This window comes from Tenacibaculum sp. AWR4_210, from assembly GCF_056160945.1.
This window is the reverse complement of sequence record NZ_JBSWYF010000001.1, coordinates 125,832-149,320: the sequence shown is the minus strand read 5'-3', so window position 1 is coordinate 149,320 and position 23,489 is coordinate 125,832. Positions and strand designations below refer to the sequence as shown.

14 protein-coding genes and 1 other RNA gene are annotated in these 23,489 nt (G+C 40.0%); 2 read left to right on the top strand and 13 right to left on the bottom strand.

Features of this window, described 5'->3' with window-relative positions:
• Window positions 1–70 precede the first annotated feature (70 nt).
• From ACXAG7_RS00610 to ACXAG7_RS00590, 5 genes are all read right to left on the bottom strand, one after another.
• Entirely contained in the window at window positions 71–2,338 is a 2,268-nt protein-coding gene (locus ACXAG7_RS00610; protein ID WP_476665582.1) for an aconitate hydratase, read from the bottom strand.
• Window positions 2,339–2,493: 155 nt separating this feature from the next.
• Window positions 2,494–5,271 (bottom strand): bifunctional aconitate hydratase 2/2-methylisocitrate dehydratase, encoded by a 2,778-nt coding sequence (locus ACXAG7_RS00605; protein WP_476665581.1) that lies wholly within the window; start codon window positions 5,269–5,271, stop codon window positions 2,494–2,496.
• Between the two features lie 459 nt (window positions 5,272–5,730).
• An RNA gene (gene rnpB, locus ACXAG7_RS00600) (RNase P RNA component class A) lies at window positions 5,731–6,039 on the bottom strand.
• 312 nt (window positions 6,040–6,351) lie between these two features.
• Window positions 6,352–7,476 (bottom strand): molecular chaperone DnaJ, encoded by a 1,125-nt coding sequence (gene dnaJ / locus ACXAG7_RS00595; protein WP_408043578.1) that lies wholly within the window; start codon window positions 7,474–7,476, stop codon window positions 6,352–6,354.
• A 75-nt stretch (window positions 7,477–7,551) separates the two neighbouring features.
• On the bottom strand, window positions 7,552–8,112 hold the full coding sequence (locus ACXAG7_RS00590; protein WP_408043577.1) for a nucleotide exchange factor GrpE: 561 nt from the start codon (window positions 8,110–8,112) through the stop codon (window positions 7,552–7,554).
• A 210-nt stretch (window positions 8,113–8,322) separates the two neighbouring features.
• Here ACXAG7_RS00590 and ACXAG7_RS00585 point away from each other — a divergent pair, with 210 nt between their 5' ends.
• Complete coding sequence (locus ACXAG7_RS00585; RefSeq protein WP_408043576.1) at window positions 8,323–8,535, top strand: hypothetical protein; 213 nt, start codon at window positions 8,323–8,325, stop codon at window positions 8,533–8,535.
• A 69-nt stretch (window positions 8,536–8,604) separates the two neighbouring features.
• Here ACXAG7_RS00585 and murA read toward each other — a convergent pair whose 3' ends face one another.
• From murA to ACXAG7_RS00570, 3 genes are read right to left on the bottom strand one after another with little or no spacing between them, the layout of a single operon-like run.
• The gene (gene murA, locus ACXAG7_RS00580; RefSeq protein WP_476665580.1) at window positions 8,605–9,915 is read right to left on the bottom strand and encodes a UDP-N-acetylglucosamine 1-carboxyvinyltransferase; all 1,311 of its coding nucleotides are present in this window, start codon (window positions 9,913–9,915) and stop codon (window positions 8,605–8,607) included.
• Entirely contained in the window at window positions 9,916–10,539 is a 624-nt protein-coding gene (locus tag ACXAG7_RS00575; RefSeq protein WP_408043574.1) for a DUF4290 domain-containing protein, read from the bottom strand.
• Window positions 10,540–10,583: 44 nt separating this feature from the next.
• Complete coding sequence (locus ACXAG7_RS00570; RefSeq protein WP_408043573.1) at window positions 10,584–12,908, bottom strand: ATP-dependent helicase; 2,325 nt, start codon at window positions 12,906–12,908, stop codon at window positions 10,584–10,586.
• 185 nt (window positions 12,909–13,093) lie between these two features.
• Between ACXAG7_RS00570 and ACXAG7_RS00565 the strand changes: the two genes are divergently transcribed.
• The gene (locus ACXAG7_RS00565) at window positions 13,094–13,606 is read left to right on the top strand and encodes a DUF7935 family protein (protein ID WP_408043572.1); all 513 of its coding nucleotides are present in this window, start codon (window positions 13,094–13,096) and stop codon (window positions 13,604–13,606) included.
• Between the two features lie 56 nt (window positions 13,607–13,662).
• Here ACXAG7_RS00565 and ACXAG7_RS00560 read toward each other — a convergent pair whose 3' ends face one another.
• From ACXAG7_RS00560 to ACXAG7_RS00540, 5 genes are read right to left on the bottom strand one after another with little or no spacing between them, the layout of a single operon-like run.
• Window positions 13,663–15,102, bottom strand: a complete 1,440-nt coding sequence (locus tag ACXAG7_RS00560) for an alpha-amylase family glycosyl hydrolase (protein WP_476665579.1) — start codon at window positions 15,100–15,102, stop codon at window positions 13,663–13,665.
• Between the two features lie 22 nt (window positions 15,103–15,124).
• Window positions 15,125–16,795 carry an alpha-amylase family glycosyl hydrolase gene (locus tag ACXAG7_RS00555; protein WP_476665578.1) on the bottom strand — a complete coding sequence of 557 codons (1,671 nt, stop codon included), beginning with the start codon at window positions 16,793–16,795 and terminating at the stop codon, window positions 15,125–15,127.
• Between the two features lies 1 nt (window position 16,796).
• Window positions 16,797–19,181, bottom strand: a complete 2,385-nt coding sequence (locus ACXAG7_RS00550; protein WP_476665577.1) for a glycoside hydrolase family 31 protein — start codon at window positions 19,179–19,181, stop codon at window positions 16,797–16,799.
• A 4-nt stretch (window positions 19,182–19,185) separates the two neighbouring features.
• Window positions 19,186–21,117, bottom strand: a complete 1,932-nt coding sequence (locus ACXAG7_RS00545; RefSeq protein ID WP_476665576.1) for a glycoside hydrolase family 13 protein — start codon at window positions 21,115–21,117, stop codon at window positions 19,186–19,188.
• Window positions 21,118–21,158: 41 nt separating this feature from the next.
• Entirely contained in the window at window positions 21,159–23,465 is a 2,307-nt protein-coding gene (locus tag ACXAG7_RS00540; protein ID WP_476665575.1) for a glycoside hydrolase family 65 protein, read from the bottom strand.
• Window positions 23,466–23,489 lie beyond the last annotated feature (24 nt).

Below are 23,489 nucleotides of genomic sequence, written 5' to 3'. Positions count from 1 at the left end.
AAAATGCTATAAACATTACAAAAAAAAGCCTTGGAAAAACCAAGGCTTCTATTCGGTTGATTTACCGTATTTAAGCTTGCTGTTTTTTTATCAAATTCAATGCAGAGCCTTCTTTATACCAGGCTATCTGTCCTTCATTATACGTGTGATTTGCCACTATGGTATCTTTGCTACCATCAGCATGCAGTACTTCGATGGTTAAAGGTTTGCCCGGAGCAAATTCGTGCAAGTCGACAAAGTTAAAACGGTCGTCTTCTTGAATCAAATCATAATCGCTTTCCGTGGCAAAGGTCAAGCCCAACATTCCTTGTTTTTTTAGGTTTGTTTCGTGAATACGGGCAAAAGATTTTACCAAAACCGCGGCTACTCCCAAATGCCTAGGTTCCATAGCCGCATGTTCTCTCGATGAACCTTCTCCGTAATTGTGGTCACCTACAACAATCGTTTTTATTCCTTTTGCCTTATACGCACGTTGCGTTGCTGGCACTGCATCGTACGCTCCCGTCAATTGATTCTTGACAAAATTTGTCTTTTTATTAAAGGCATTCACAGCCCCTATCAAGCAGTTATTCGAAATATTGTCGAGATGACCTCTGTAACGCAACCATGGTCCTGCCATTGAAATATGATCGGTGGTACATTTACCAAAAGCTTTGATAAGTAATCTTGCATCGGTAATCTGGTCACCTATGGGTTCAAAAGGCGTCAACAATTCTAAACGCTCTGAATTTGGATCGACTACTACCTCTACATGGCTTCCGTCTTTTTCTGGAGCAATATATCCGCGTTCTTCTACTGCAAAACCGCGTTCTGGCAATTCCCATCCTTTGGGTTCCTCAAGCTTCACTTCTTCACCGCGATCGTTTATAAGGGTATCCGTTATAGGATTGAAGTCCAAACGTCCGGCAATGGCAATGGCTGCAACCATTTCAGGCGATGCCACAAAAGCATGTGTATTGGGATTACCATCGGCTCTCTTTGCAAAATTTCTATTAAAGGAATGAACGATACTATTTTTGGGAGCATTCTTAGGATCTTCATAACGTCCCCACTGCCCTATACAAGGTCCACAAGCATTGGTAAAGATCCTTGCATTTAACTTTTCAAAAACCTGTATAATACCATCGCGTTCCGCGGTAAATCGCACCTGTTCAGACCCGGGGTTAATTCCAAATTCCGCTTTTGTACTCAAGCCTTTGTCTATGGCTTGCTGTGCAATAGAAGCGGCTCTTGATAAATCTTCATACGAAGAGTTGGTACACGAACCTATAAGTCCCCACTCTACCTGCAATGGCCAATCGTTTGCTCTTGCTTTTTCGGTCATCGCACTTCCCGCTTCTGTCGATAAATCAGGAGTGAATGGCCCATTTAACAAGGGGCCCAAACTAGATAGATCAATTTCAATAACCTGATCAAAATAAGCTTCTGGATTTGCGTATACTTCAGGATCCGCTGTGAGGTATTCCTTAACAGCATTTGCTGCATCCGCTACATCCGATCTGTCTGTGGCACGCAAATAGCGCTCCATTGACGCGTCGTAACCAAAAGTGGAAGTCGTTGCTCCAATTTCAGCACCCATATTACAAATGGTTCCTTTTCCCGTACAAGACATTGCCAAAGCACCTGGCCCGAAATACTCTACAATAGCCCCAGTACCACCTTTGACAGTCAGAATTTCAGCTACTTTTAAAATTACATCTTTAGGAGCTGTCCATCCAGAAAGTGTTCCCGTTAGTTTTACACCAATTAATTTCGGAAATTTCAATTCCCATGGCATTCCAGCCATTACATCAACAGCATCTGCTCCTCCTACACCAATTGCAACCATACCAAGTCCTCCTGCATTTACTGTGTGTGAATCGGTCCCGATCATCATCCCGCCGGGAAAGGCATAATTTTCCAATACTACCTGATGAATAATTCCTGCACCGGGCTTCCAAAATCCAATACCGTACTTATTAGACACAGATTCCAAGAAATTAAACACCTCATTACTGTTGTTCAGTGCTGCTTGCAAGTCTTTGTCTGCTCCTAGTTTCGCCTGAATTAAATGATCACAGTGCACGGTAGTAGGCACAGCTACTTGCTGTTTACCTGCCTGCATAAATTGTAAGAGCGCCATTTGGGCAGTTGCATCTTGACACGCTATTCTGTCAGGTGCAAAATCTACGTAATCTTTTCCCCTCACATAGGGTTGGGTCGGTTGTCCATCCCACAGGTGTGCGTATAAAATTTTCTCAGCTAAGGTCAAGGGCTTACCAGTAAGTTTTCGTGCAAGGTCTACCTTTTCCACGACAGTACTGTAAACACTTTTAATCATTTCAATATCAAAAGCCATAAATTTTTCGTTTTCGTTACCCTACTAATTTACTAAAAAAAACATACTGAAATTCAAAAGCTTACCCTATCTATAACCAACCTAAATAAGATAGGTGTCACACAAAAAAAGCCCGAGTTTACACTCGGGCTTTTTTTAAAATATGTTGAAGTGAATTACATCACTAATTGCTTTTCAGAGGGTTTAAACTTCGTTAAAACGATACCATCAACAGCTGCTTCGTATTCTTCCATAGTTGGAGTTCTACCTAAAACAGTAGACAATACTACTACTGGTGTTGAAGACAATAACGATTCTCCTTTCTTCTCTCCAGTATCCTTTACAACTCTTCCTTGGAATAAACGCGTTGAAGTTGCCATTACAGTATCTCCTGGTTCTGCCTTCTCCTGGTTCCCCATACACAAGTTACATCCTGGTCGTTCTAAATACAACATGTTTTCGTACTTGGTACGTGCTAAGCCTTTAGGAGCATTATCGTCGAACTCAAATCCTGAGTATTTTTGTAATACTTCCCAGTCACCTTCAGCTTTTAACTCATCTACGATATTATAAGTTGGAGGAGCTACAACTAAAGGAGCATTGAACTCAACTTTTCCTTGTTGTGACTCGATATTTTTAAGCATCTGAGCTAAAATCTTCATATCTCCTTTGTGAACCATACACGATCCGATGAACCCTAAATCAACTTGCTTCGTTCCTCCGTAGTACGATAATGGACGAATAGTATCGTGAGTATAACGCTTAGAAACATCTTCGTTATTTACGTCTGGATCTGCAATCATAGGTTCTGCAATTTCATCGAGGTCTATCACTACATCCGCATAGTACTTAGCGTTTGCATCAGGACGTAAGGCTGGTTTTTCACCCGATTTAATTTCAGCAATTCTCTTGTTGGCTTTTTCAATCAAACCGTTGAGTACTTGCTTTTCGTTATCCATACCTTTATCAATCATGATTTGGATACGATCTCTAGCAATTTCTAAGGACTCGATTAAAGTGGCATCTTCAGAAATACAAATAGATGCTTTTGCTTTCATTTCAGCTGTCCAATCGGTAAAAGTAAACGCTTGGTCAGAAGTTAACGTTCCGATATGTACCTCAATGATACGTCCTTGGAATACGTTTTCACCTCCAAACTGCTTTAACATTTGTTGTTGTGTAGCGTGCACCACATCACGGAAATCCATAAAGCTTCTCATTGCTCCTTTAAAGGTTACTTTTACAGATTCCGGAATTGGCATAGTTGCTTCACCAGTTGCCAGTGCCAATGCTACTGTTCCTGAATCAGCTCCGAAAGCAACTCCTTTTGACATACGAGTATGCGAGTCTCCACCGATAATAACATCCCAATCATCAACAGCAATATCGTTTAATACTTTGTGAATCACATCGGTCATCGCGTGATAGTTTCCTTTAGGGTCACGTGCTGTAATTAAACCAAAATCATTCATAAACTTCATCAATCGCGGAATGTTCGCTTTTGACTTATCATCCCATACAGAGGCTGTGTGACATCCTGATTGGTATCCAGCATCTACAATCGGAGAAATAACCGTTGCGGCCATCATTTCTAACTCTTGAGAGGTCATCAAACCTGTAGTATCCTGAGATCCTACAATATTTACCTCTACGCGAACGTTTGAACCGGTATGTAATACTTTCCCTGGAGTAGTTCCTACGGCATTTTTATTGAAAATCTTTTCAACAGCCGTCAACCCTTGTCCTTCAATAGAGATCTCTTTTGACGGAGCATATACTTGAGGAACATCAATTCCTAAAGTTTTACAAGCAAAGGTTTGTAATTTTTTACCAAATACTACGGCATAAGAACCTCCAGCTTTGATAAACTCCATTTTTTGTGGTGTTAAGGCTGTTGAAATATCCTTCAACGCTACTCCACCACCGTATAATTTCTTTTCTTTTGTATTGATGGTAAATACGGTACCTGTTTCAACAGAGTACATCTGCTTTAAAACTGGTTCTCCATCCTCATCTAGAATAGTATTCCCGTTTTCGTCTTTTTGTTTTACCCAGTTTTTAAGGTCAATTCCAATTCCACCGGTAACCCCTACTGTCGTTAAAAAGATTGGGGCAATTCCGTTAGTTCCTGCAATAACTGGAGCAATGTTGATAAACGGTACGTAAGGGCTAGACGAAATTCCTGTCCATAAAGCCACGTTATTCACTCCTGACATTCTTGACGACCCTACTCCCATAGTTCCTTTCTCCGCAACTAACATCACGCGTTTCCCTGGGTGTTTTTCTTTTAAGGCCAACAATTCTTTCTGCATGTCTTTGTTGTGCTCAAAAATAGATTGACCGTGCAATTCGCGATCAGATCTCGAGTGAGCATCTGCTCCTGGTGATAATAAATCAGTAGAGATATCTCCAATTCCAGCAACATAGGTTACCACTTCAATTTCTTCCTCAATTTCAGGAAGTTCGGTAAAGAACTCAGCTTTTGCGTAACTTTCGATTAGTTCTTTTGCAATGGCACTACCGTTTTTGAAGGCATTCTCTAAACGCTCCGTATCTGCTTCGTATAAAAACACCTGAGTTTTTAATACTTTGGCCGCTTCAGCTGCAATGGCAGCATCATCACCTAAAGCCAAATCTAAAAGTACCTCGATAGAAGGACCTCCTTTCATATGAGATAACTGCTCGAAGGCAAAGGCTGTTGAAATTTCCTCTACTAGCGTTTCCCCTAAAATAATTTCTTTTAAAAACGCAGCTTTTACTACTGCAGCACTTGTTGTTCCCGGAAGTGTATTATAGATAAAGAAATTTAGAGAATCTTTGCGGTCTGGATGCTCTGTGTCTTTGATTTGAGCAATAATTTCACTTAATAATTCAGCGCCATCGATTGGTTTTGGATGAAGTCCTTGAAGTTTTCTCGCTTCAATTTCCTTCAAATAATCTACATACGTGTTCATAAATAGAAGTCTTTTCAGTGTTAAGTGGTCAGCCAATTGGACGATAGATCGTTCATCGCTCACCCTATTAATTGTAACAATATCTTTATTTCTCTAGCTTTTCACCAAGTACGCGATAAGCTATAGAGCACTCTCATTGCCATCGGTAGCTATCTAAGTTGATAATTACAGGGTTTAAAATACTCCTCAATACGCTTAGGCTAACTCATTCAATAGCTCGAGAGCTGTTAATTTTCGCAATGCAAAACTAAGGATTTTTGTTCGATTTTAAAAGATAAACAACAATACAGCGATATTACTAAATATAAAATAATCAAATCTTTTAAAAACAAGAAAAACATAATTTTTTAACTTTTAAATGTTAATTTTATACATTATTTACATTTCAAAAAAGCTATTTAGAATAGTTCTAAACATTATTGTACTAAAAATTGCTGGAGAATTGACAAAGGAAGGAAAAAAAAAAGCAGTTCTATAAGCCGGATTCTGTATCCTTAAAAAGGTTCTTATCATTTATCTAGTTTTGCAATTGCTCACAAAATCAATCTGCCTACCCCTTAGAATCGTGCGAGTAGCACTCGAGCTCTAATATACGTGGCATTGCACCGCATAGAGTTTACCTGGTTTCACTACAGCATTACCTGTACATTCTTTCTGTTGCACTTGTCCTCGGTTTACACCGGACGGATGTTATCCGCTATGCTTACTCTGTGGTGTCCGGACTTTCCTACTTACTACGAGAATAAGTCGATAAGATAGAACTGCTCAATATTGTCAATGACCCTTTCATAAAAAAACCCACTCAAAGATTGAGTGGGAAAATTGCTATGAAAAAGAAAAAGTATCTAGAACGTCTTCTAGATGGTGCAAATATATACATTTTTTTCATGTACAGAAAAAAATAATATAAATTTTACCTTAAAATTTATATTTCTTAATATGGATAAAAATTAGGAATAAAAAAACCCACTCAAAGATTGAGTGGGAAAATTGCTATGAAAAAGAAAAAGTGTCTAGAACGTCTCCTAGACACTGCAAATATACTCTTTTTTTCAACAGTACAAAAGTCTTTAAAAAACTTTAAGAGAACATATCTTTTACTTTCTCAAAAAATGATTTATCTGACTTTTGTGGATTTGGACTAAAGTTATCATCTTCCATCATTTGCTCAAAGAACTTACGTTGTTCCTTGGTCAACTCTTGAGGCGTCCAAACATTGATATGAATTAAGAAATCACCATTACCGTATCGTTCAATACTCGGTAATCCCTTTCCTTTCAAACGTAAAATCTTACCAGATTGCGTACCTGGTTCAATTTTGATTTTTACTTTTCCGGTTACGGTTTCAATTTCTTTTGAAACCCCTAATACCGCTTCTGAAAAGTTAATATACAGGTCGTAATGTACATTACTTCCTTCTCTTTTTAAGGTATCGTGAGGAACTTCTTCAATGAGTACTAATAAATCACCGGCTATCGAATTTTTACCCGGTGCCTCATTTCCTTTTCCTCCTACTTTTAACTGTACACCTTCTGTTACTCCTTCCGGAATATTAATAGGAACAGTTTCTTCTTTTACGATCATTCCTTGTGCATCAGCACCAGCAGGTTTTGAATCGAGCATTTCTCCAGCTCCCTGACAAGTACCACAGGTAGTTGCGGTTTGCATTCTACCTAAAATTGTATTTGTCACGCGCATTTGCTGTCCGGTTCCGTTACAAGTAGTACAGGTTTTATAGGTAACCCCATCTGCTTGTACTTTTCTTCGAACTTTAACTTTCTTCTCTACGCCATTAGCGATGTCTTCTAAGGTTAATTTCACACGGATACGTAGGTTACTTCCTTTAACGCGTGCCTGACGTTGACCACCGCCACCAAAACCTCCGAAGCCACCTCCAAAGGCACCTCCAAAAATATCTCCGAACTGGCTAAATATGTCGTCCATATTCATTCCGCCACCGCCAAAACCACCGTGACCACCTTCAAAAGCAGCATGACCATATTGATCGTAACGCGCCTTTTTGTTATCATCACTTAAGACTTCGTAGGCTTCCGCAGCGAGTTTAAACTTCTCCTCTGCTTCTTTATTATCTGGATTTTTGTCAGGATGGTATTTAATCGCCATTTTACGGTACGCCTTTTTTATTTCAGACGCAGTTGCCGACCTTGATAATCCTAGTATTTCGTAATAATCTTGTTTTGCCATAATTAATAATGATTATTCGCTATAACCCATTTGCACAACCGTTGGTGTAAAAGGGCTCCAACTCTATTCAACATGTTACGCCTGCCCTATTACTACTTTTGGATGGCGAATAATTTTATCTCCTAATTTGTATCCTTTTTCTACGCAGTCAATAATCTTACCTTTTAAGTCTTCTGTCGGTGCAGGGATTTGTGTAATTGCATCGTGAATTTCAGAATCAAAAGCGTCTCCCGCATTCACTTCAATTTCAGTAAGTCCTTTTTGAACCAAGGTATTTTTCAATTTAGAGCTGATCAATTCCATACCTTTAAACAATTCTGAATCTTCTGACTTCTTAATCTCTGCCAATCCTCTGTCAAAATCATCCATAATTGGCAGTAAAGCTGTCATTAATTCCTGACTTGCCGTTTTAAATAACTCAATACGCTCCTTCGAAGTGCGCTTTTTGTAGTTTTCAAACTCGGCAAACAGTCGTAAGTACTTGTCTTTTTCCGCTTGAATCAATTGTTCTGCTGTAGGTTCCTCTTTCTCCTCTACCTCTTTAGTTTCTTGATTTTCAGCCGCATCAACTTCTTGTTCTGCATTGTTAATTGCGTCTTTAATTTCGTCTTCTTTCGTATATTGGTCTTTACTCATTGTAAATCGATTCTTTTTTCTACGTTTCACTTACTACAAGAACACTGCCAATTCAGAATAAATGTCATTTTGACACCTCTCTAAAAAAACAATCCTCTACTAATATTTAACATTTTTATTTAGGTTTTAGATTTTTTTTAACAAATAAACTTGCTATTTTTAACACAATCAAAAACAATTACGTTTAATTATTTAACCCTACATTCTATTATGAAAAACAATTTTTTAAGCATTGCAGGTGCTACCGTATTGACAAAAGCACAACAAAAGAACGTTACAGGAGGAATTTCGTTTGGTGGTGGAAACCCTGACCTTTCGAAGTGTGGCTGTGACTGTGCTGCCAACGTTACTGGACCATTTTATTGTCATCAATTAATCGCTTGTCCACAAGTGTATACTTGTGATGACTCAGCAGAAATGTAATGCTTGTAAAATGAAAGAAAGCAGCTACGAGAGTAGCTGCTTTTTTTTGTTTTGAATTTGAAGCTTCGATTAATCGATACGTTCAATTTTGGCTCCAATAGCGCGTAAACGTCCTTCAATATTTTCGTACCCTCGATCGATTTGTTCGATGTTGTGGATAACACTCGTTCCTTTTGCTGACAAGGCTGCGATGAGTAACGAAATCCCCGCTCTAATATCTGGAGATGTCATTTTAGTCGCCTTGAGTTGACTTTGGAAATCATGTCCGATTACCGTAGCTCTATGCGGATCACATAAAATAACCTTTGCTCCCATATCAATCAATTTATCGACAAAGAACAAGCGGCTTTCAAACATTTTTTGATGAATTAATACCGTTCCTTTCGCTTGGGTAGCGACTACCAATACGATACTTAGCAAATCGGGAGTAAACCCTGGCCAAGGTGCATCGGCAACGGTCAATACAGATCCATCGATGTAGTTTTGAATTTCATAACTCTCTTGTGCTGGGATATAAATATCGTCTTCACGCTTTTCTAATTGGATTCCCAACTTTCCAAAAACATTAGGAATTTGACCTAAATCTTTCCAGCTAACATTTTTGATCGTCAGTTCAGAGCGCGTCATTGCCGCCATTCCAATCCAACTTCCAATCTCAATCATGTCAGGTAAAATTCGATGTTCACAACCTCCTAAGGCAGTTACTCCTTCTATGGTTAACAAATTAGACCCCACTCCTGAAATTTTAGCGCCCATACTATTCAACATTTTCGATAATTGTTGAATATACGGCTCGCAGGCAGCGTTGTAAATGGTCGTTGTTCCTTTTGCTAATACTGCAGCCATAATAATATTGGCTGTTCCTGTTACCGAAGCCTCATCGAGCAACATTTCAGTTCCCTGTAAACCGGTATCGGTTTCCACTCCGTAAAAGTATTCTTCCTTATTATAACGGAATGTTGCACCCAGATTAATAAATCCTTCAAAATGCGTATCCAAACGTCTTCTACCAATTTTATCTCCTCCTGGTCGTGGAATATACCCTTTTCCAAAACGAGCTAACAATGGACCTACAATCATGATTGACCCACGTAAAGAGCTTCCGTCTCTTTTAAATTCAGCACTTTCCAAATAAGCTAGGTTTAGCTCATCTGCTTGAAAGCTATAGCTATTCGGTGCTAACTTTTCTATTTTTACTCCGAGTTCACCGAGTATAAAAATCAACTTATTAACATCAATAATATCCGGAATATTATTGATTATCACCTTTTCAGGTGTTAGTAAAACGGCACAAATTACTTGTAATGCTTCGTTCTTTGCTCCTTGAGGCGTAATAGTCCCTTGAAGCTTATGTCCCCCTTCTATTTTAAATGATGCCATTTATTTTTTTCTGTTTTTCTTGTTAGTTTGTTTTGACTTTTGTCCTTGGGTGTTTCTCTTTCTCAACAAATTTTTACTATCTGCTAAATCCTCGGTGATATTTCTCATATCAATTTTTCCGTCAGAAAGTTCGTACAGGTGATCCAGAATAACTCCGTCCTCTACGGTATCCTTATTCCAGTTCAAGTAACATTTTTTCATGTGATTTGCAATGGTAAACACCAATGCTTCTTTCATATCACCTTCTTCCCAAGTCAAGGCCACATCAATCATCGTTTGGATGTTGGTTCCGTAAAAGCGATATTTTGAAGCGGATTTAGGATATTCCAATTTCGCTGGCTTTTCCGTAAGCTCTTCTTTAGAAGGTGTTTCATATGGTGAATCTACATCTAACTTAAAATCAGCCATGATGTGAAGTTGATCCCACAATTTGTGTTTAAAATCCGGCACATCTCTCAAATGGGGTTGTAAGTTCCCCATCACATCAATAATGGCTTTTGCCATGGTATTGCGTTCTTCTCTACTTTCTAATGCCACACAGTGGTTTACTAGTTTTTGAATATGCCTTCCATATTCAGGTATAATCAACCTCGTTCTTTCTGAATTATATTCTAAGTCAAACATAAGCTCTCTTTTAAAAGTTGTCAAAATGATGCAGCCCTATCGGATTAACCGATCACTTTCAATTTTGCAAACTGTAATAATAATTTCTTTTTACCGGCAGTTCCGAATTCGATTTCTGCCTTTTTATTGGGGCCTTTCCCCTCTAATCCAATCACCTTACCTGTCCCAAAACGATTGTGTTCCACCAAGTTTCCTACGGCGATCGTTCCGTCAAAAGTTCCAGCTTTCGGACTCAAACTTCCTACCTTTTTCAAATTTCCTTTATCAGGTGAAAAAGCGGGTTTTTCTTTTTTACTTAAAAATTCTTTTCGCTTCTTATGAATCGGCTTTTCAAAGCGTATTTTCTTCGGAGTATCGTCAAACAAACTCGCATCGATAAACCTGTTTGCGGCTGGTTCTGGAATTTTAGGAGCTAGGTACTCTAAAAACTCATCGTCAATCTCCTCTATAAATCTACTTGCCTCTCCATCGGTAAGTTTACCCCAGCGATACCTCGTTTGTGCATAGGTCAAATAGGCTACTTTTTCTGCACGCGTCAATGCCACGTAGAAAAGACGACGTTCTTCTTCCAATTCACTTCGGGTATTCATACTCATTGCCGAAGGAAACAAACTCTCTTCCAAACCAACGATGTACACATACGGATATTCCAAACCTTTTGACAGGTGAATGGTCATTAACGACACGCGAGGCGTATCGTCTTTTTCACTATCAAAATCCGTTGCCAGCGCCACATCTTCAAGAAATGCCGTCAATGAAGCGTCTTCTCCGGTTTCAATTTTGTCGGTGATAAAATCTTTAATACCGTTTAATAGCTCCTGTACGTTTTCGACCTTATTGATCCCCTCAGGTGTACCATCTTTTTGCAAATCACGTACTAGTTGAGTTTGCTTCACCACCAAATCGGCCACTTCAAAAGCATTTTTCTTCTGAGCTTCAATTTGTAAACGCTGCATCATCACCAAGAAATTCTCCAACTTGTTTTTGGTTCCTGAGTTAATTTTGATGTCTACCTTATCGAGGTTTCTTATGATATCAAAAATTGATTTCTTATAGTGATTGGCAGCTATGGTAAGCTTGTCAATGGTAGTAGCACCAATTCCCCTAGCAGGATAATTGATGATTCTCTTCAGGGCCTCTTCGTCGTTCGGATTGATTAGCAAACGCAAATACGAGAGTAAATCTTTAATTTCCTTGCGTTGATAAAACGAAATCCCTCCGTATATTTTATACTGAATATCTTTTTTCCTAAGAGCATCTTCAATGGCTCTCGACTGAGCATTGGTTCGATACAAGATAGCAAAATCATCATTTGTCAACTGATGATTCATTTGATTTTCCCATATAGACTGAGCCACAAAACGACCTTCTTCCCCGTCTGAAATAGAACGCATAACCTTGATTTTTTCACCACTGTCATTCGCCGTCCATACCTCTTTATCTAGCTTCGTTTTGTTTTTGTCAATTACGCTATTAGCAGCGCGTACTATATTGTCAGAGGAACGATAATTTTGTTCCAATTTAAAAGTCTTTACATCCGGATAATCGCGCTGAAAATTCAAGATGTTATTAATATTGGCACCACGGAAGCTATAGATACTTTGTGAATCATCACCTACCACGCAAATATTTTGAAATCTGTCGGCCAAAGCGCGAACAATAATGTACTGCGAGTGGTTGGTATCTTGGTACTCATCTACCATGATGTACCTAAAACGATCTTGATACTTTGCTAAAACCTCCGGAAAACGAGCGAGTAGCTCATTGGTTCTGAGTAGCAAATCGTCAAAATCCATGGCTCCTGATTTAAAACAACGATCTACGTATTCTTTGTAGATATCTCCCATTTTGGGTCTGCTTGCCTGCAAATCGGCCTCCTGTAAATCTGAATTATTGAAATAAGCACGTACGGTAATCAGACTGTTCTTAAACGAAGAAATCCTGCTCAAAACCTGTTTCGGTTTATAGCGATCCTTATCGAGTTTCAACTCTTTAATAATGGCCGTTATTAACCGAACGGCATCTTGGGTATCGTAAATTGTAAAATTAGAAGGATATCCCAACTTATCTGCTTCCGCTCTGAGAATTCTTGCAAACACTGAGTGAAAGGTTCCCATCCAAAGATTTTTGGCCTCACTGTGTCCAACTACATTTGCAATACGCTCCTTCATCTCGCGGGCTGCCTTGTTGGTAAAGGTCAGTGACAAGATGTTAAACGCATCTACTCCTTTTTGCATTAAATGAGCAATACGGTAGGTTAACACCCTCGTTTTTCCCGATCCTGCTCCTGCAATAATAATCATCGGTCCGTCTTTCTGTAAGACGGCAGCTCTCTGTGGTTCGTTAAGTTGCTCTAAATAAGTATCCAAAAAAAATAAATTGAAAGAATTTTAAAAATGGGAAATTAACCAATCTTTTATCGATTTTAAAATGTCTGTGCATTTTTTTATTCACAGTCTAAAAATACGTTAATATCCCCAAAGTTATCAGCCGATTCCTCATTTATTTTTGAGAAGACTTGTATCTTAGCATCTGAGTAATTTTTAACCCGATTATGAAGGAACAAATTTTAGAAGGAATCGCCTACGCCATCCCCTCGTTGGTTACAGGTGGGGTTGCCTATTATATTTTAAGTGCATTTATCGCCAACAATCAAAAAGAAAAACAGGTTCGATTAATGCTAGAGAAGCGCAAAGACAGTTTGCCTATACGATTACAGGCCTACGAACGAATGTTGCTGTTTAGCGATCGTATTAACCCGTTAAAATTATTAGTTCGCGTAAAGCCGATTGGCGATAATCCGCAGGAATACGCACGTTTGCTTACGGCCAATATAGAACAAGAATTAGAACATAATTTAGTGCAACAATTGTACATTTCTGACGAAAGTTGGAATGCCGTACTTACCGCCAAAATGGCCATTAGTGCTAAAATACGAAACGTGGCTGCCACTGCGAAAGACAGTAAGGAAATGCGCGAACAAATTATTCAGGACTACGGAAAAGAAACGCCTCCTAGTGAAACTGTAATTTCCTTTTTAAAGCAAGAAATAAAACAATTATTATAATAAAAAAAGCTCGGTATATACCGAGCTTTTTTATTCCGTCAACTATTCGAAATCGTTTATTTTTTTACCAATATTTTGTACTCCCACGGAGCTAATTCAAGTGTTACACTTCCTTTGCTCAACGCGTCACCTCCCATATAATCGGTGTATGCTCCTTCCAGTTCAACGAGCTGAGTAACGGGTACTTTTGATAAGTTAGCCAGGTAAATTACCTTGTCTCCTTCTTTTTCTCTGGCAAACATCAATACTTGATCTTCGCTTTTCAAACGTTCGTACTTAGCACTCATTTTCCCACCGTTTAAAGCTTTGTTCTGAGCTTTTAAAGTTCCTAATTTGGCCAAAACTTCCCATTGTTTTCCTTGAGTATGCGGAATTTCGTCCTTTTCGAAGAATTTTAATCGATGGTTTAAACCGTACTCTTGACCTGAATAGATCAACGGCATTCCTGGAATCACATAACTCATGGCCGTAAATGTTTCCCATGCTGGTCCCATACGCTCGTCAATAGTCCCATTCCACGAGTTTTCGTCGTGGTTGGTTACGAAATTCATCAAAATATCGTTGTGCTCATAGCGAGCCGTATCTTTACTATAGGCAGCATCCCAATCAGCAGCCGTATTTTTAGTCGCTGCAATATCATTCATGGCGTGGTGTCGGTCCCAAGCATATCCCATATCAAACAAACCGTCTTTTAACAACGCTGGTTCCCAAGCTTCTGCCAACATAAAAATGTCTTTCTTTGCTCGTAATTGTGGAATTGCCTCTTCCCAGAAAAACGTCGGAACTGATCCGGCTACATCACAACGAAATCCATCTACTCCCTCTTCTGTAATCCAATAACTCATATCAGCGATCATCGTTTTACGAAGCTCAGGATTGTCGTAGTTAAGATCTGCTACGTCCTGCCAACCTACTGGAGTTCCGTCTTCATTGAGAGGATCGGTAATTTCTCCCTTAGCGTTTTTAGTGTAAAAATCTGGATGGGTCGTAATCCAAGTATGATCCCACCCTGTATGGTTTGGTACCCAGTCTAAAATAACGTACATCCCTTGTTCGTGCGCTGTTGCCACAAGGGCTCTAAAATCGTCAATGGTTCCAAATTCTGGATTGATTTTTTTAAAGTCAGCAACTGCGTAATAACTCCCTAAATACTTTTCTCTTTCAGCTTCAGGAAAATCACTTGCAAATTTATCACCAGTGGCCTTTCGCTTCGCTTCGGAAATAGGAAACACTGGCATCAACCATATAATTTTAACTCCCAGTTCTTTTAATTTAGGGATGTCTTTTGTGAACGCTTTAAACGTCCCTTCTTTTGAGTACTGCCTAATGTTGGCCTCGTAAATCACTGCCGACTCCATCATTTCTGAAGTCACCTTAGGAGCGGTAATTTTCTTCGGTGTTTCCGTAGCAGTTTCGGTTGTTGCGACTTTCTTTTGCTCTTGTTTACAGGCCAAGCCTAGCATCGCTACCAAGAGTAACAACGTCGTTTTCTTCATGCTTAATTTGATTTTAGTATTTCTATTTGCTTTGTTCTTCTAGTAATAACAGCGTAAAGGGTGTTGCTATACTGACCTTCCCATCGGTCACCGTACTCAGGGTTCCAGAATACGCATCTCTAACCGAAGTCCCATCAGCAAATACTCCCTTTACCTCAATGGTTTTTTCTCCCTGAGGCAACCCTAAACCTACCACAACGCTGTCGTTTATTGTCGTAGTTTTAAGTCGACGGCTAAACACGTATGGAGTTGCTGTCAGCTGTTCGTGTTTTCCTGCGCCTATACTCGGGTGCTTGCTGCGAAAGCTTCCTAACTTTTGCCAATGTGCAGCAATTTCTTGTAATTCTCTTTCTTCCATTTGTTGCCAAGGCATCAATGAACGTAAGTTCGCATCTCCTTCCGCACCTTGAATTTTTAACGGGCGTGTAACTTCGTCACCGTAGTAGATTTGTGCCGTACCCGGCGACAATAACAATCGAATAGCATTTTCATGCCACAATGTGCGATCGGCATCATAAGGTTGCCCATCGTCGTGAGAGGCCGTGTAGTTCAGGACTCCCTTTCCTTTTAAATCACCCTGTAAAATCGAATCGTATTTTTTAAAAAGTGCTTCATATGGCAATTGTTTGGCATTCCATTTAAATTCAAAATTGATTAAACTCTGAAAGCTCTTATCAAAATAGTCTACTTTTCTATCCGAAAATGCGTATTCACGTCCTCCACTAATCCCGTAGCCATAAACTTCCCCAACTAGGTAAAACTCTTTTTCCATACCATGCTTTGGGTGTTTTTTCTTATAGTTTTCAAAAGCGCGATCACAAATCTGTTTAAACTCTTGCCACACTTTTTCTTCTACGTGTTTTACAGTATCTACTCGATATCCGTCAATTCCAAACTCTTCGATATAGTCAGCCAGCCACTTCATGATGTAAAAGCGAGGAGCTCTCGGATAACCAGTTTCATTGAAAAAAGTATCTAATTCCTGTAATTCTTGTTCCAGTCGTCCTTCTGCTTTCCACTTTTCAAGTAACTGAGGAGGTAGACTTACTTCTTCATCCGATTCCGTGCGGATATCAGGCAAATTTCGAACTAAGGTACAACTCACTGTAGAAGCGTAATCTTTGTATTCGCATTGCGGGGTTGTTCGCACCCATGATGCCGGCCACACCGCATCTTTTTCAGTGACGGGGCCCGTGTGATTAACCACCGCATCGAGCAGTATTTTAATACCGTGCTCATGTGCCGTTTTGATTAATTCCCTAAGCTCTTCCTCTGTTCCAAAATTTGGATCAATACGCGTCCAATCTTGCGTCCAATACCCGTGAAATCCATAGGTAGCCCCTGTTCCTTCATCGACAGCGCCGTGATTTTGTTCCAACACAGGGCTCATCCAAATTGCATTGACTCCTAGGGCATCGAAATAACCTTCTTTTATTTTCTGTGTTACTCCTGCAAGGTCACCTCCTTTAAACCCGCGTAACTTTGCCGTTTGTTTTGACCTATCAAAATTGAGATCGTTGTCAGTATTTCCGTTATTAAACCTATCTGTCAATAAAAAATACACCGTCGCAGCTCGCCAATCAAATGGTTCTTGTTTTTTGACCACTGCTACTGTTTTTTGTTCTGTCTGAACAGGCTTTGTACAGCTGCTAACCCCCATGGCTATCGCCAGTGTTACAATGACTTTTTTCATTCTAGTTTTTAATTTTGATACGTCCTTTTTTCCTTGTATTCCACAGTACTTTAAAGGTTAACTCACCCGTTGTAGCATCCCAATCAAAAGGAATAGCTTTCCCCTGAAAGCTAACTGCTTGTGGTCGTTGTTTCCAATTAACAAGCTTCCAATTGTACTGTTTGTTCTGATAGTTATACTGCTTCCCTTTGTTACATTTTAAATCTATCGTTAGTCCTTGTTTTCCTAACTTACTGCTCAGCTGTACTTGCTCATACGCCCCCGCTTCAAAAGCATTTTTCAACAAGCCGTTATCGTTGTAAAAACGTCGTTGACTACTTTTCACACTTGTATCGTGGTAGTAACTCACATTCCAAACATTCGCATCGTAGGCTGCTGTTGATTGTACTAGTTGAGCTTTCGGAATAAAGGCGCCGGCACGTACAAAAACAGGTATCTCATCAGGCCTATTCGCTACGCGCACAAATCCACTTCCTTCCATGCGCTTGCCTGTAGTAAAATGGAACCAAACCGTTTTTTTCGGCAAATACACCGTTGACTCTTGTTGACCGCTTTTCATAATAGGAGTTACCAAAAGATCATTTCCCCATAAATAACTCGATGCTAAGGTATTTGTTTCCGCAGCAGGGTATTCAAAAAACAAGGGTCTCATAAGTGGCATTCCGGTTTGATTGTTTTCGAACACTAAATTGTAGTTATACGGCAATAATTGATAGCGCAATTCAATAGATTTTTTTGCTTTTGCCATGGCGGTTTTTGATCGATACACTGGCTCAGAAGCCACTTCCTCTTGTGCATGAGGTCGGTATATCGGTTGAAACACTCCATATTGTAACCAGCGTGTATACAGCTCGTCATCTAAATTGGCTCCGGCAAATCCGCCGAGGTCCGAATGCATAAATGCCAAGCCTTGCATTCCCATTTGCAGGGCTATTTCCGGTTGACTTTGCAGTCCTCCCCAAGTTCGATTTACATCACCTGACCAAGGCACCATCCCAAAGCGTTGCGATCCCGAATATCCTGCTCTCATCAAAATGAATGGTCTCACCTCTGGAAACTCCCGCTCGTACCCTTGAGCTATGAGTTTGGCCCAATCGTGTCCGTAAATATTGTGAACTTCATCGGCAGTACCTGCGGCGTGCTGTACCCAATTCGGGTGTACTTCTGGCTCTCCTAAGTCACCCCAAATACCCGCTACTCCTTTATTCGCTAGTCCTTTGTAGATATCCCAAAACCAGGCACTCGCTGCTGGCTTATAAATATCGATAAGCCCTGTATTGCCAAAGTAAAAATCGTACCTAGCTGCTTGCCCGGTGCTATCAGTAGCTAAAACACCTTTCTCCACAGCTTCTTTCCATTTTTTTGAAGTACTCAAAACAAAAGGTTCTGTAATCGTAATCGTTTTTACCCCCTTTGCTTTTAACCTTGTTACCATTCCCTCAAAATCAGGAAAAGAATCGCGGAATACTTCTAGGTTGCCCATGGTTCCTTTTATTTCTTTTCCAAACCAATACAAATCTAAGATAACAGCATCAACAGGTATGTTATTCGTTTTATATCGTTGGATGGTCTCCTCTACTTCGCGCTGTGAATGATACCCAAATCTACTGGCAAAATTACCAAGTGCCCAACGAGGTAGCATCGGTTGTTTTCCCGTTAATGTGGTATAATTGTTTACGATGTTTGACCATTGCTCCCCCACGATCAATTGATAAGTTTTTCTTCCCGAAATTGTCTCATACGATAGCGTGTTCTCCTTTTTACTATCCAAGTCTAAATAACCAATCGGGGCATTGTCAAAATGCAAGGCGTATTTTTTTGATGACATGACCAAGGGCATGGTGTAATTCATTAAAGGAGCATGAGTTTCATAACCGTAATGAGCTCGGTTGTACAACTGTAATCGATGTCCTCTTCTATTCATGCCCAATGCTCGTGCTCCACCTCCGTACAACACTTCATCTGCATCAATAGCGAAATCTAACACTTCTAAATTATCCTTGGTATGATAGCCTCGTTTTTCCTTGAGTACCATTTTCTCGTTGTAATAGAAACTGATCGAAAAAGGTGCTTTTTGAACACGTACAGTTATTCCTTTAGAACTCCAGTTAAGTGTCGAAGTCGTTGCTCTCAAACGCGTGGCCACCAACTCAGGACGCATCACTACAGCATGAGAGGCTTTTTGATACTGTTCACCTTCCGGAATAAAAGACGTTTCTACAATTTCAGGACTGTAAAATTGAATTCTATAGGTTCCGTCTGTGACACGGATCATTAAACACTGTGATCCCACTTCTTTGTGAGCCTTGTATTTTCTTGTACTTATTTGAGCGGTTGCCGCAATAGCGTAGCTCCAAAGTACTAAGAATACTACTATTTTTTTCATGGTATTAGTTTAGTTTTGTTGTCAGTATGACACTGCTGTTGGCAGGAACCTTGAGTTGCGTAGACCACTGCCCTTCTTCCTCTGTTAGGATATTTCGAAAACGACGTCCCTCCAAATTTAATTCTTTAAATCGGTCTAAGGATAATTCTTTAGCCGTCGTATTTTTATTGATTACATGCATTACCAACTCTTCCTTAGCTATTCTGAACAGCACATACACGCCATCATGAGGCGCAAAATGAACCGTTTCTCCTTCTGCAATGGCTTCGCTGTTTTTTCGGTATTGCAATAACTTTTTCACAAACAACTGCATTTCTTTTTGCTGTTTGCTCAGGCCAACACCGGTAAAAGCATTCTTCTTATCCCCTTGCCAACCCCCTGGAAAATCAGAACGGATAAGTCCGTGATCACCGGGCTTGTCAAAATCGTCCATCAGAATTTCGGTTCCGTAGTAAATTTGAGGAATTCGAGGGAGTACCAAAAGGTAACTCAAAGCCATTTTAGTCTTAGCCACCGAGCCTTTTAACTGCGTGTGAATTCGACTCATGTCATGGTTATCGAGGAAACACATAATAGCCTTCGGATTTGCATAGGCAAAATCATTAGCAAGTCCTTCGTATAACTTTACCAAGCCCTTGTCCCAGGCCTCTTCTTCCATGAGTGCTTGAACTATGGTTCGTTGCATGGCAAAATCCATGGTGGAAGGTAAATTTGACTCGTAGCCATCTTTATTTTTTGCTCCAGATTGCCAATAAGCAATTAGCAATGGATTGTAGCTCCACTCTTCTCCGACAATCGAAAAATTAGGATACTCTCTCATGATCGCCTTTGCCCATTGACTCATAAAATCCTTGTTTGGGTACGGATAGGTATCTTGGCGTATTCCTCCCAAATGCAGTGTTTCGACCCACCAAATACTATTCTGTATGAGGTATTTTGCCAAAAATGGGTTGCGTTGATTTAGATCGGGCATCGTAGCCACGAACCATCCTTCTTCATTTAATAACTGGTCGTGTTTCGACGCATAGGGATCTTGGTTTACCGTTCTTCGGTGATTGGTAAGCAATACTGTCTCGCCGTTCCATTCTGACCTGTGCTTCTCAAAATTCTCTTGATCGTTAATCCAGTTTCGGAATGGTAAATCGGACATCCACCAATGGTTCAGACCACAGTGATTTGCCACCTGATCCATAATTAATTTCATCCCGCGCTTGCGCAGATCACTGGATAAGGCTTTATAAGTATCTAGGGTTCCAAATCGTGGATCCACCTGGTAGTAATCAGTGATTGCATAACCGTGGTACGAACTTTCCTTCATGTCATTGGTCCATAAAGGCGATGGCCATACAGCAGTGAATCCCATATCTTGAATATAATCTAAACTTCGAATGATTCCTTCAATATCTCCTCCGTGGCGTTTGTAGGCATTCTCTCGGTCTATACCTTGTTCACGCAGTGTTTTTAACGAATCGTTTTCAGGATTGGCATTGGCAAATCGATCTGGTGTTATCAGATAAATAGCATCTTTTGTATTAAAACCGCGGTACGAACGCTCCTCGTCATTTCGAGACTTTAACACATAAGTACTTTCTAATACTCGTCCATCACCATGCTTAAAACGCAATAGCAGTTCTCCTGGCAAGGCCGCAGCTGAAATCTTTAAGTTTAAGAACACGTAATTAGGGCTATCGCCCTTGTCAAAGCTCAATAAGCTGACACCTTTATAAGCAACGCTGGGGAAGTACTCTGCAATATTTGGATGTTTTACCATCAATTGCAGTTCTTGATTTTTCATTCCTACCCACCAATTCGGGGGCGCAACTCTTTCTAGCACAACCGGAATACTTCGTTCTGCCTTTGCAGAGGTCGATCCTTCAGGCTTCTGAGCACAGCCCCATAAAATTAGTGTTAAAAAACAAACAATTACTTTATTCATAATTAGAAATCCTCGCAGTTTAGGCTGCGAGGATAGGGTGATTACACGGTAATCAAATTATTAGGGGGGACAATAATTTTCTTATCATTTACTACAATAGTCAACTCTTTATCTCCTTCTAGCTCGAATTCTGTTCCTTTTTTCTGAACAGAAACCTTTAATACTTGTCCTCTAAAGTTTACTTTAAAAGAGTAACCTTCCCATTGTGCTGGTATTTGTGGGGTAAAATTCAATTGATTTTCTTTTACGCGCATTCCTCCAAAACCTTCAATGATACTCATCCAGGTTCCGGCCATAGAGGTAATGTGCAAGCCTTCTTCTACTTCTCTGTTATAATCGTCTAAATCTAGACGAGAAGTTCTTAAATAGAACGTATAGGCCTGTTCCATTCTTCCTAATTTCGCAGCTTGTATACTGTGAACACAGGGTGAAAGTGAACTCTCATGTACGGTAAAAGGCTCGTAAAAATCAAAATGACGCTCCAATTCTTCTTGTGTAAAATCATCTTCAAAGAAATAGAACCCTTGCAAGGTATCTGCCTGCTTGATATACGGAGATCTCAAAATTCGATCCCAACTCCATTTCTGGTTAATAGGACGCTCTGTCGTTGGCAAATCAGCAACCGTAATGAGTTCTTTGTCTAAAAAGCCATCTTGCTGTAAATACACATCGTGCTCTTCAGAATACGGAAAAAACATCGCCGATGCTACTGTTTTCCAATCACTGAGCTCTTCCGATGCTAATCTAACTTTGCTACTAATGCGCGCGTATGCATCGGCATCTTCTTTGGCTACTTTCTCTACACATTTCGCTGCGTACTCCAAACACCATTTTGCTGCGTAATTGGTATACCAGTTATTATTGACATTGTTTTCGTATTCGTTAGGACCAGTAACTCCTAGTATTACATACTTCTCCTTTGCAGTAGAAAAAGTTGCTCGCTGTTTCCAGAAACGCGCAATACCAATGAGTACCTCTAAGCCCATTTCAGGAATATAGCTCTCATCACCTGTGTAACGTTCGTAGTTGTATATCGCAAAGGCAATCGCTGCATTACGGTGAATTTCTTCGAAAGTAATTTCCCATTCGTTATGGCATTCTTCACCATTCATAGTCACCATTGGGTAGAGCGCGGCACCGTTAGTAAACCCAAGTTTTTCGGCATTTTCAATAGCTCTATCTAACTGTTGATATCGATAAGCAAGTAGGTTTCTCGCTACCTTGTGCTCTTTGGTAGCCATGTAAAACGGCAAACAATAGGCTTCCGTATCCCAGTAAGTACTTCCACCGTACTTCTCTCCTGTAAATCCTTTTGGACCTATATTCAATTGGGCATCAGTTCCTAGATAGGTTTGGTTTAATTGAAAGATATTAAATCGAATACCCTGCTGTGCCTTCACATCACCATCAATATGGATATCTGCCATATCCCAAATTGAAGCCCAAGCTCGTTGTTGAAGTTCCAGTAAACTATCGAAGCCAGCCTCTTTTGCTCGCTCGAGCACTGCAATTGCGGCTAATTTAAGTTCACTGGCAGGATGGTTTCTGTCAACAGTATACCCTCCGTATTTCACCGTCGTAAATACTGCATTCTTTGCCACATCAGCAGTATAGCTAATTGCTACTTTCCTATCCGTTGTCTTTGATGCTCCTGACAATTTCAAAGGAGCTCCATCCATAAAAAATTCTGACTCCATAAAGGTACAAACCTCAAAATTTGTCTTCATGGTATGTGAACGAACAAATCCTCGTTCTCCTTCAATAACAGCAGCGGTTACATCCCAGAACTTGTCATCCCAGTTGCTATCTTCATTGGTTATCCCGGCATCTATATAAGGTTCGTAAGCAATTGTCATGGCCTTACTCAAAGGCTCTATGCTGTAATTGATTACCCCTAACTCGTCAAGGTCTATACTCAAAAAGCGTTTGGTAGCCACCCGAATTTCCTCTCCATTTGGCAATACAGCTTCGAACGTTCTCGCTAACCAACCTTCTTTCATGTTCAGTTCTCTGCGGAAATTACGTACGTCCTTACAGTTAGCTAAGTCAAAGACTTCACCATCAATTCGAATGTGAATTCCAATCCAATTCGGAGCATTTAATACCTTGGCAAAATACTCCGGATATCCATTTTTCCACCATCCTACACGAGTTTTATCCGGATAATACACCCCTGCGATATAACTTCCTTGAAAGCTTGCTCCTGAATAATCTTCTTCGAAATTTGCACGCTGCCCCATAGCACCGTTTCCAATACTAAATAGACTCTCTGACGATTTTACGCGCTCTTTATCAAATCCTTCCTCTACGACGCTCCACTCATTCGGTATGATATAATTCTGATTCATTGTTTATATTTTCTTTTAGGACTT

What these genes read in the sequence shown, in the direction of transcription:
- ACXAG7_RS00540 (WP_476665575.1), bottom strand. Translation starts at nt 23,465, where the DNA reads ATGAATCAGAATTATATCATACCGAATGAGTGGAGCGTCGTAGAGGAA.
- ACXAG7_RS00575 (WP_408043574.1), bottom strand. Translation starts at nt 10,539, where the DNA reads ATGTTTGACTTAGAATATAATTCAGAAAGAACGAGGTTGATTATACCT.
- ACXAG7_RS00560 (WP_476665579.1), bottom strand. Translation starts at nt 15,102, where the DNA reads ATGAAGAAAACGACGTTGTTACTCTTGGTAGCGATGCTAGGCTTGGCC.
- ACXAG7_RS00545 (WP_476665576.1), bottom strand. Translation starts at nt 21,117, where the DNA reads ATGAATAAAGTAATTGTTTGTTTTTTAACACTAATTTTATGGGGCTGT.
- ACXAG7_RS00605 (WP_476665581.1), bottom strand. Translation starts at nt 5,271, where the DNA reads ATGAACACGTATGTAGATTATTTGAAGGAAATTGAAGCGAGAAAACTT.
- ACXAG7_RS00590 (WP_408043577.1), bottom strand. Translation starts at nt 8,112, where the DNA reads ATGAGTAAAGACCAATATACGAAAGAAGACGAAATTAAAGACGCAATT.
- ACXAG7_RS00555 (WP_476665578.1), bottom strand. Translation starts at nt 16,795, where the DNA reads ATGAAAAAAGTCATTGTAACACTGGCGATAGCCATGGGGGTTAGCAGC.
- dnaJ (WP_408043578.1), bottom strand. Translation starts at nt 7,476, where the DNA reads ATGGCAAAACAAGATTATTACGAAATACTAGGATTATCAAGGTCGGCA.
- ACXAG7_RS00585 (WP_408043576.1), top strand. Translation starts at nt 8,323, where the DNA reads ATGAAAAACAATTTTTTAAGCATTGCAGGTGCTACCGTATTGACAAAA.
- ACXAG7_RS00610 (WP_476665582.1), bottom strand. Translation starts at nt 2,338, where the DNA reads ATGGCTTTTGATATTGAAATGATTAAAAGTGTTTACAGTACTGTCGTG.
- ACXAG7_RS00565 (WP_408043572.1), top strand. Translation starts at nt 13,094, where the DNA reads ATGAAGGAACAAATTTTAGAAGGAATCGCCTACGCCATCCCCTCGTTG.
- ACXAG7_RS00550 (WP_476665577.1), bottom strand. Translation starts at nt 19,181, where the DNA reads ATGAAAAAAATAGTAGTATTCTTAGTACTTTGGAGCTACGCTATTGCG.
- murA (WP_476665580.1), bottom strand. Translation starts at nt 9,915, where the DNA reads ATGGCATCATTTAAAATAGAAGGGGGACATAAGCTTCAAGGGACTATT.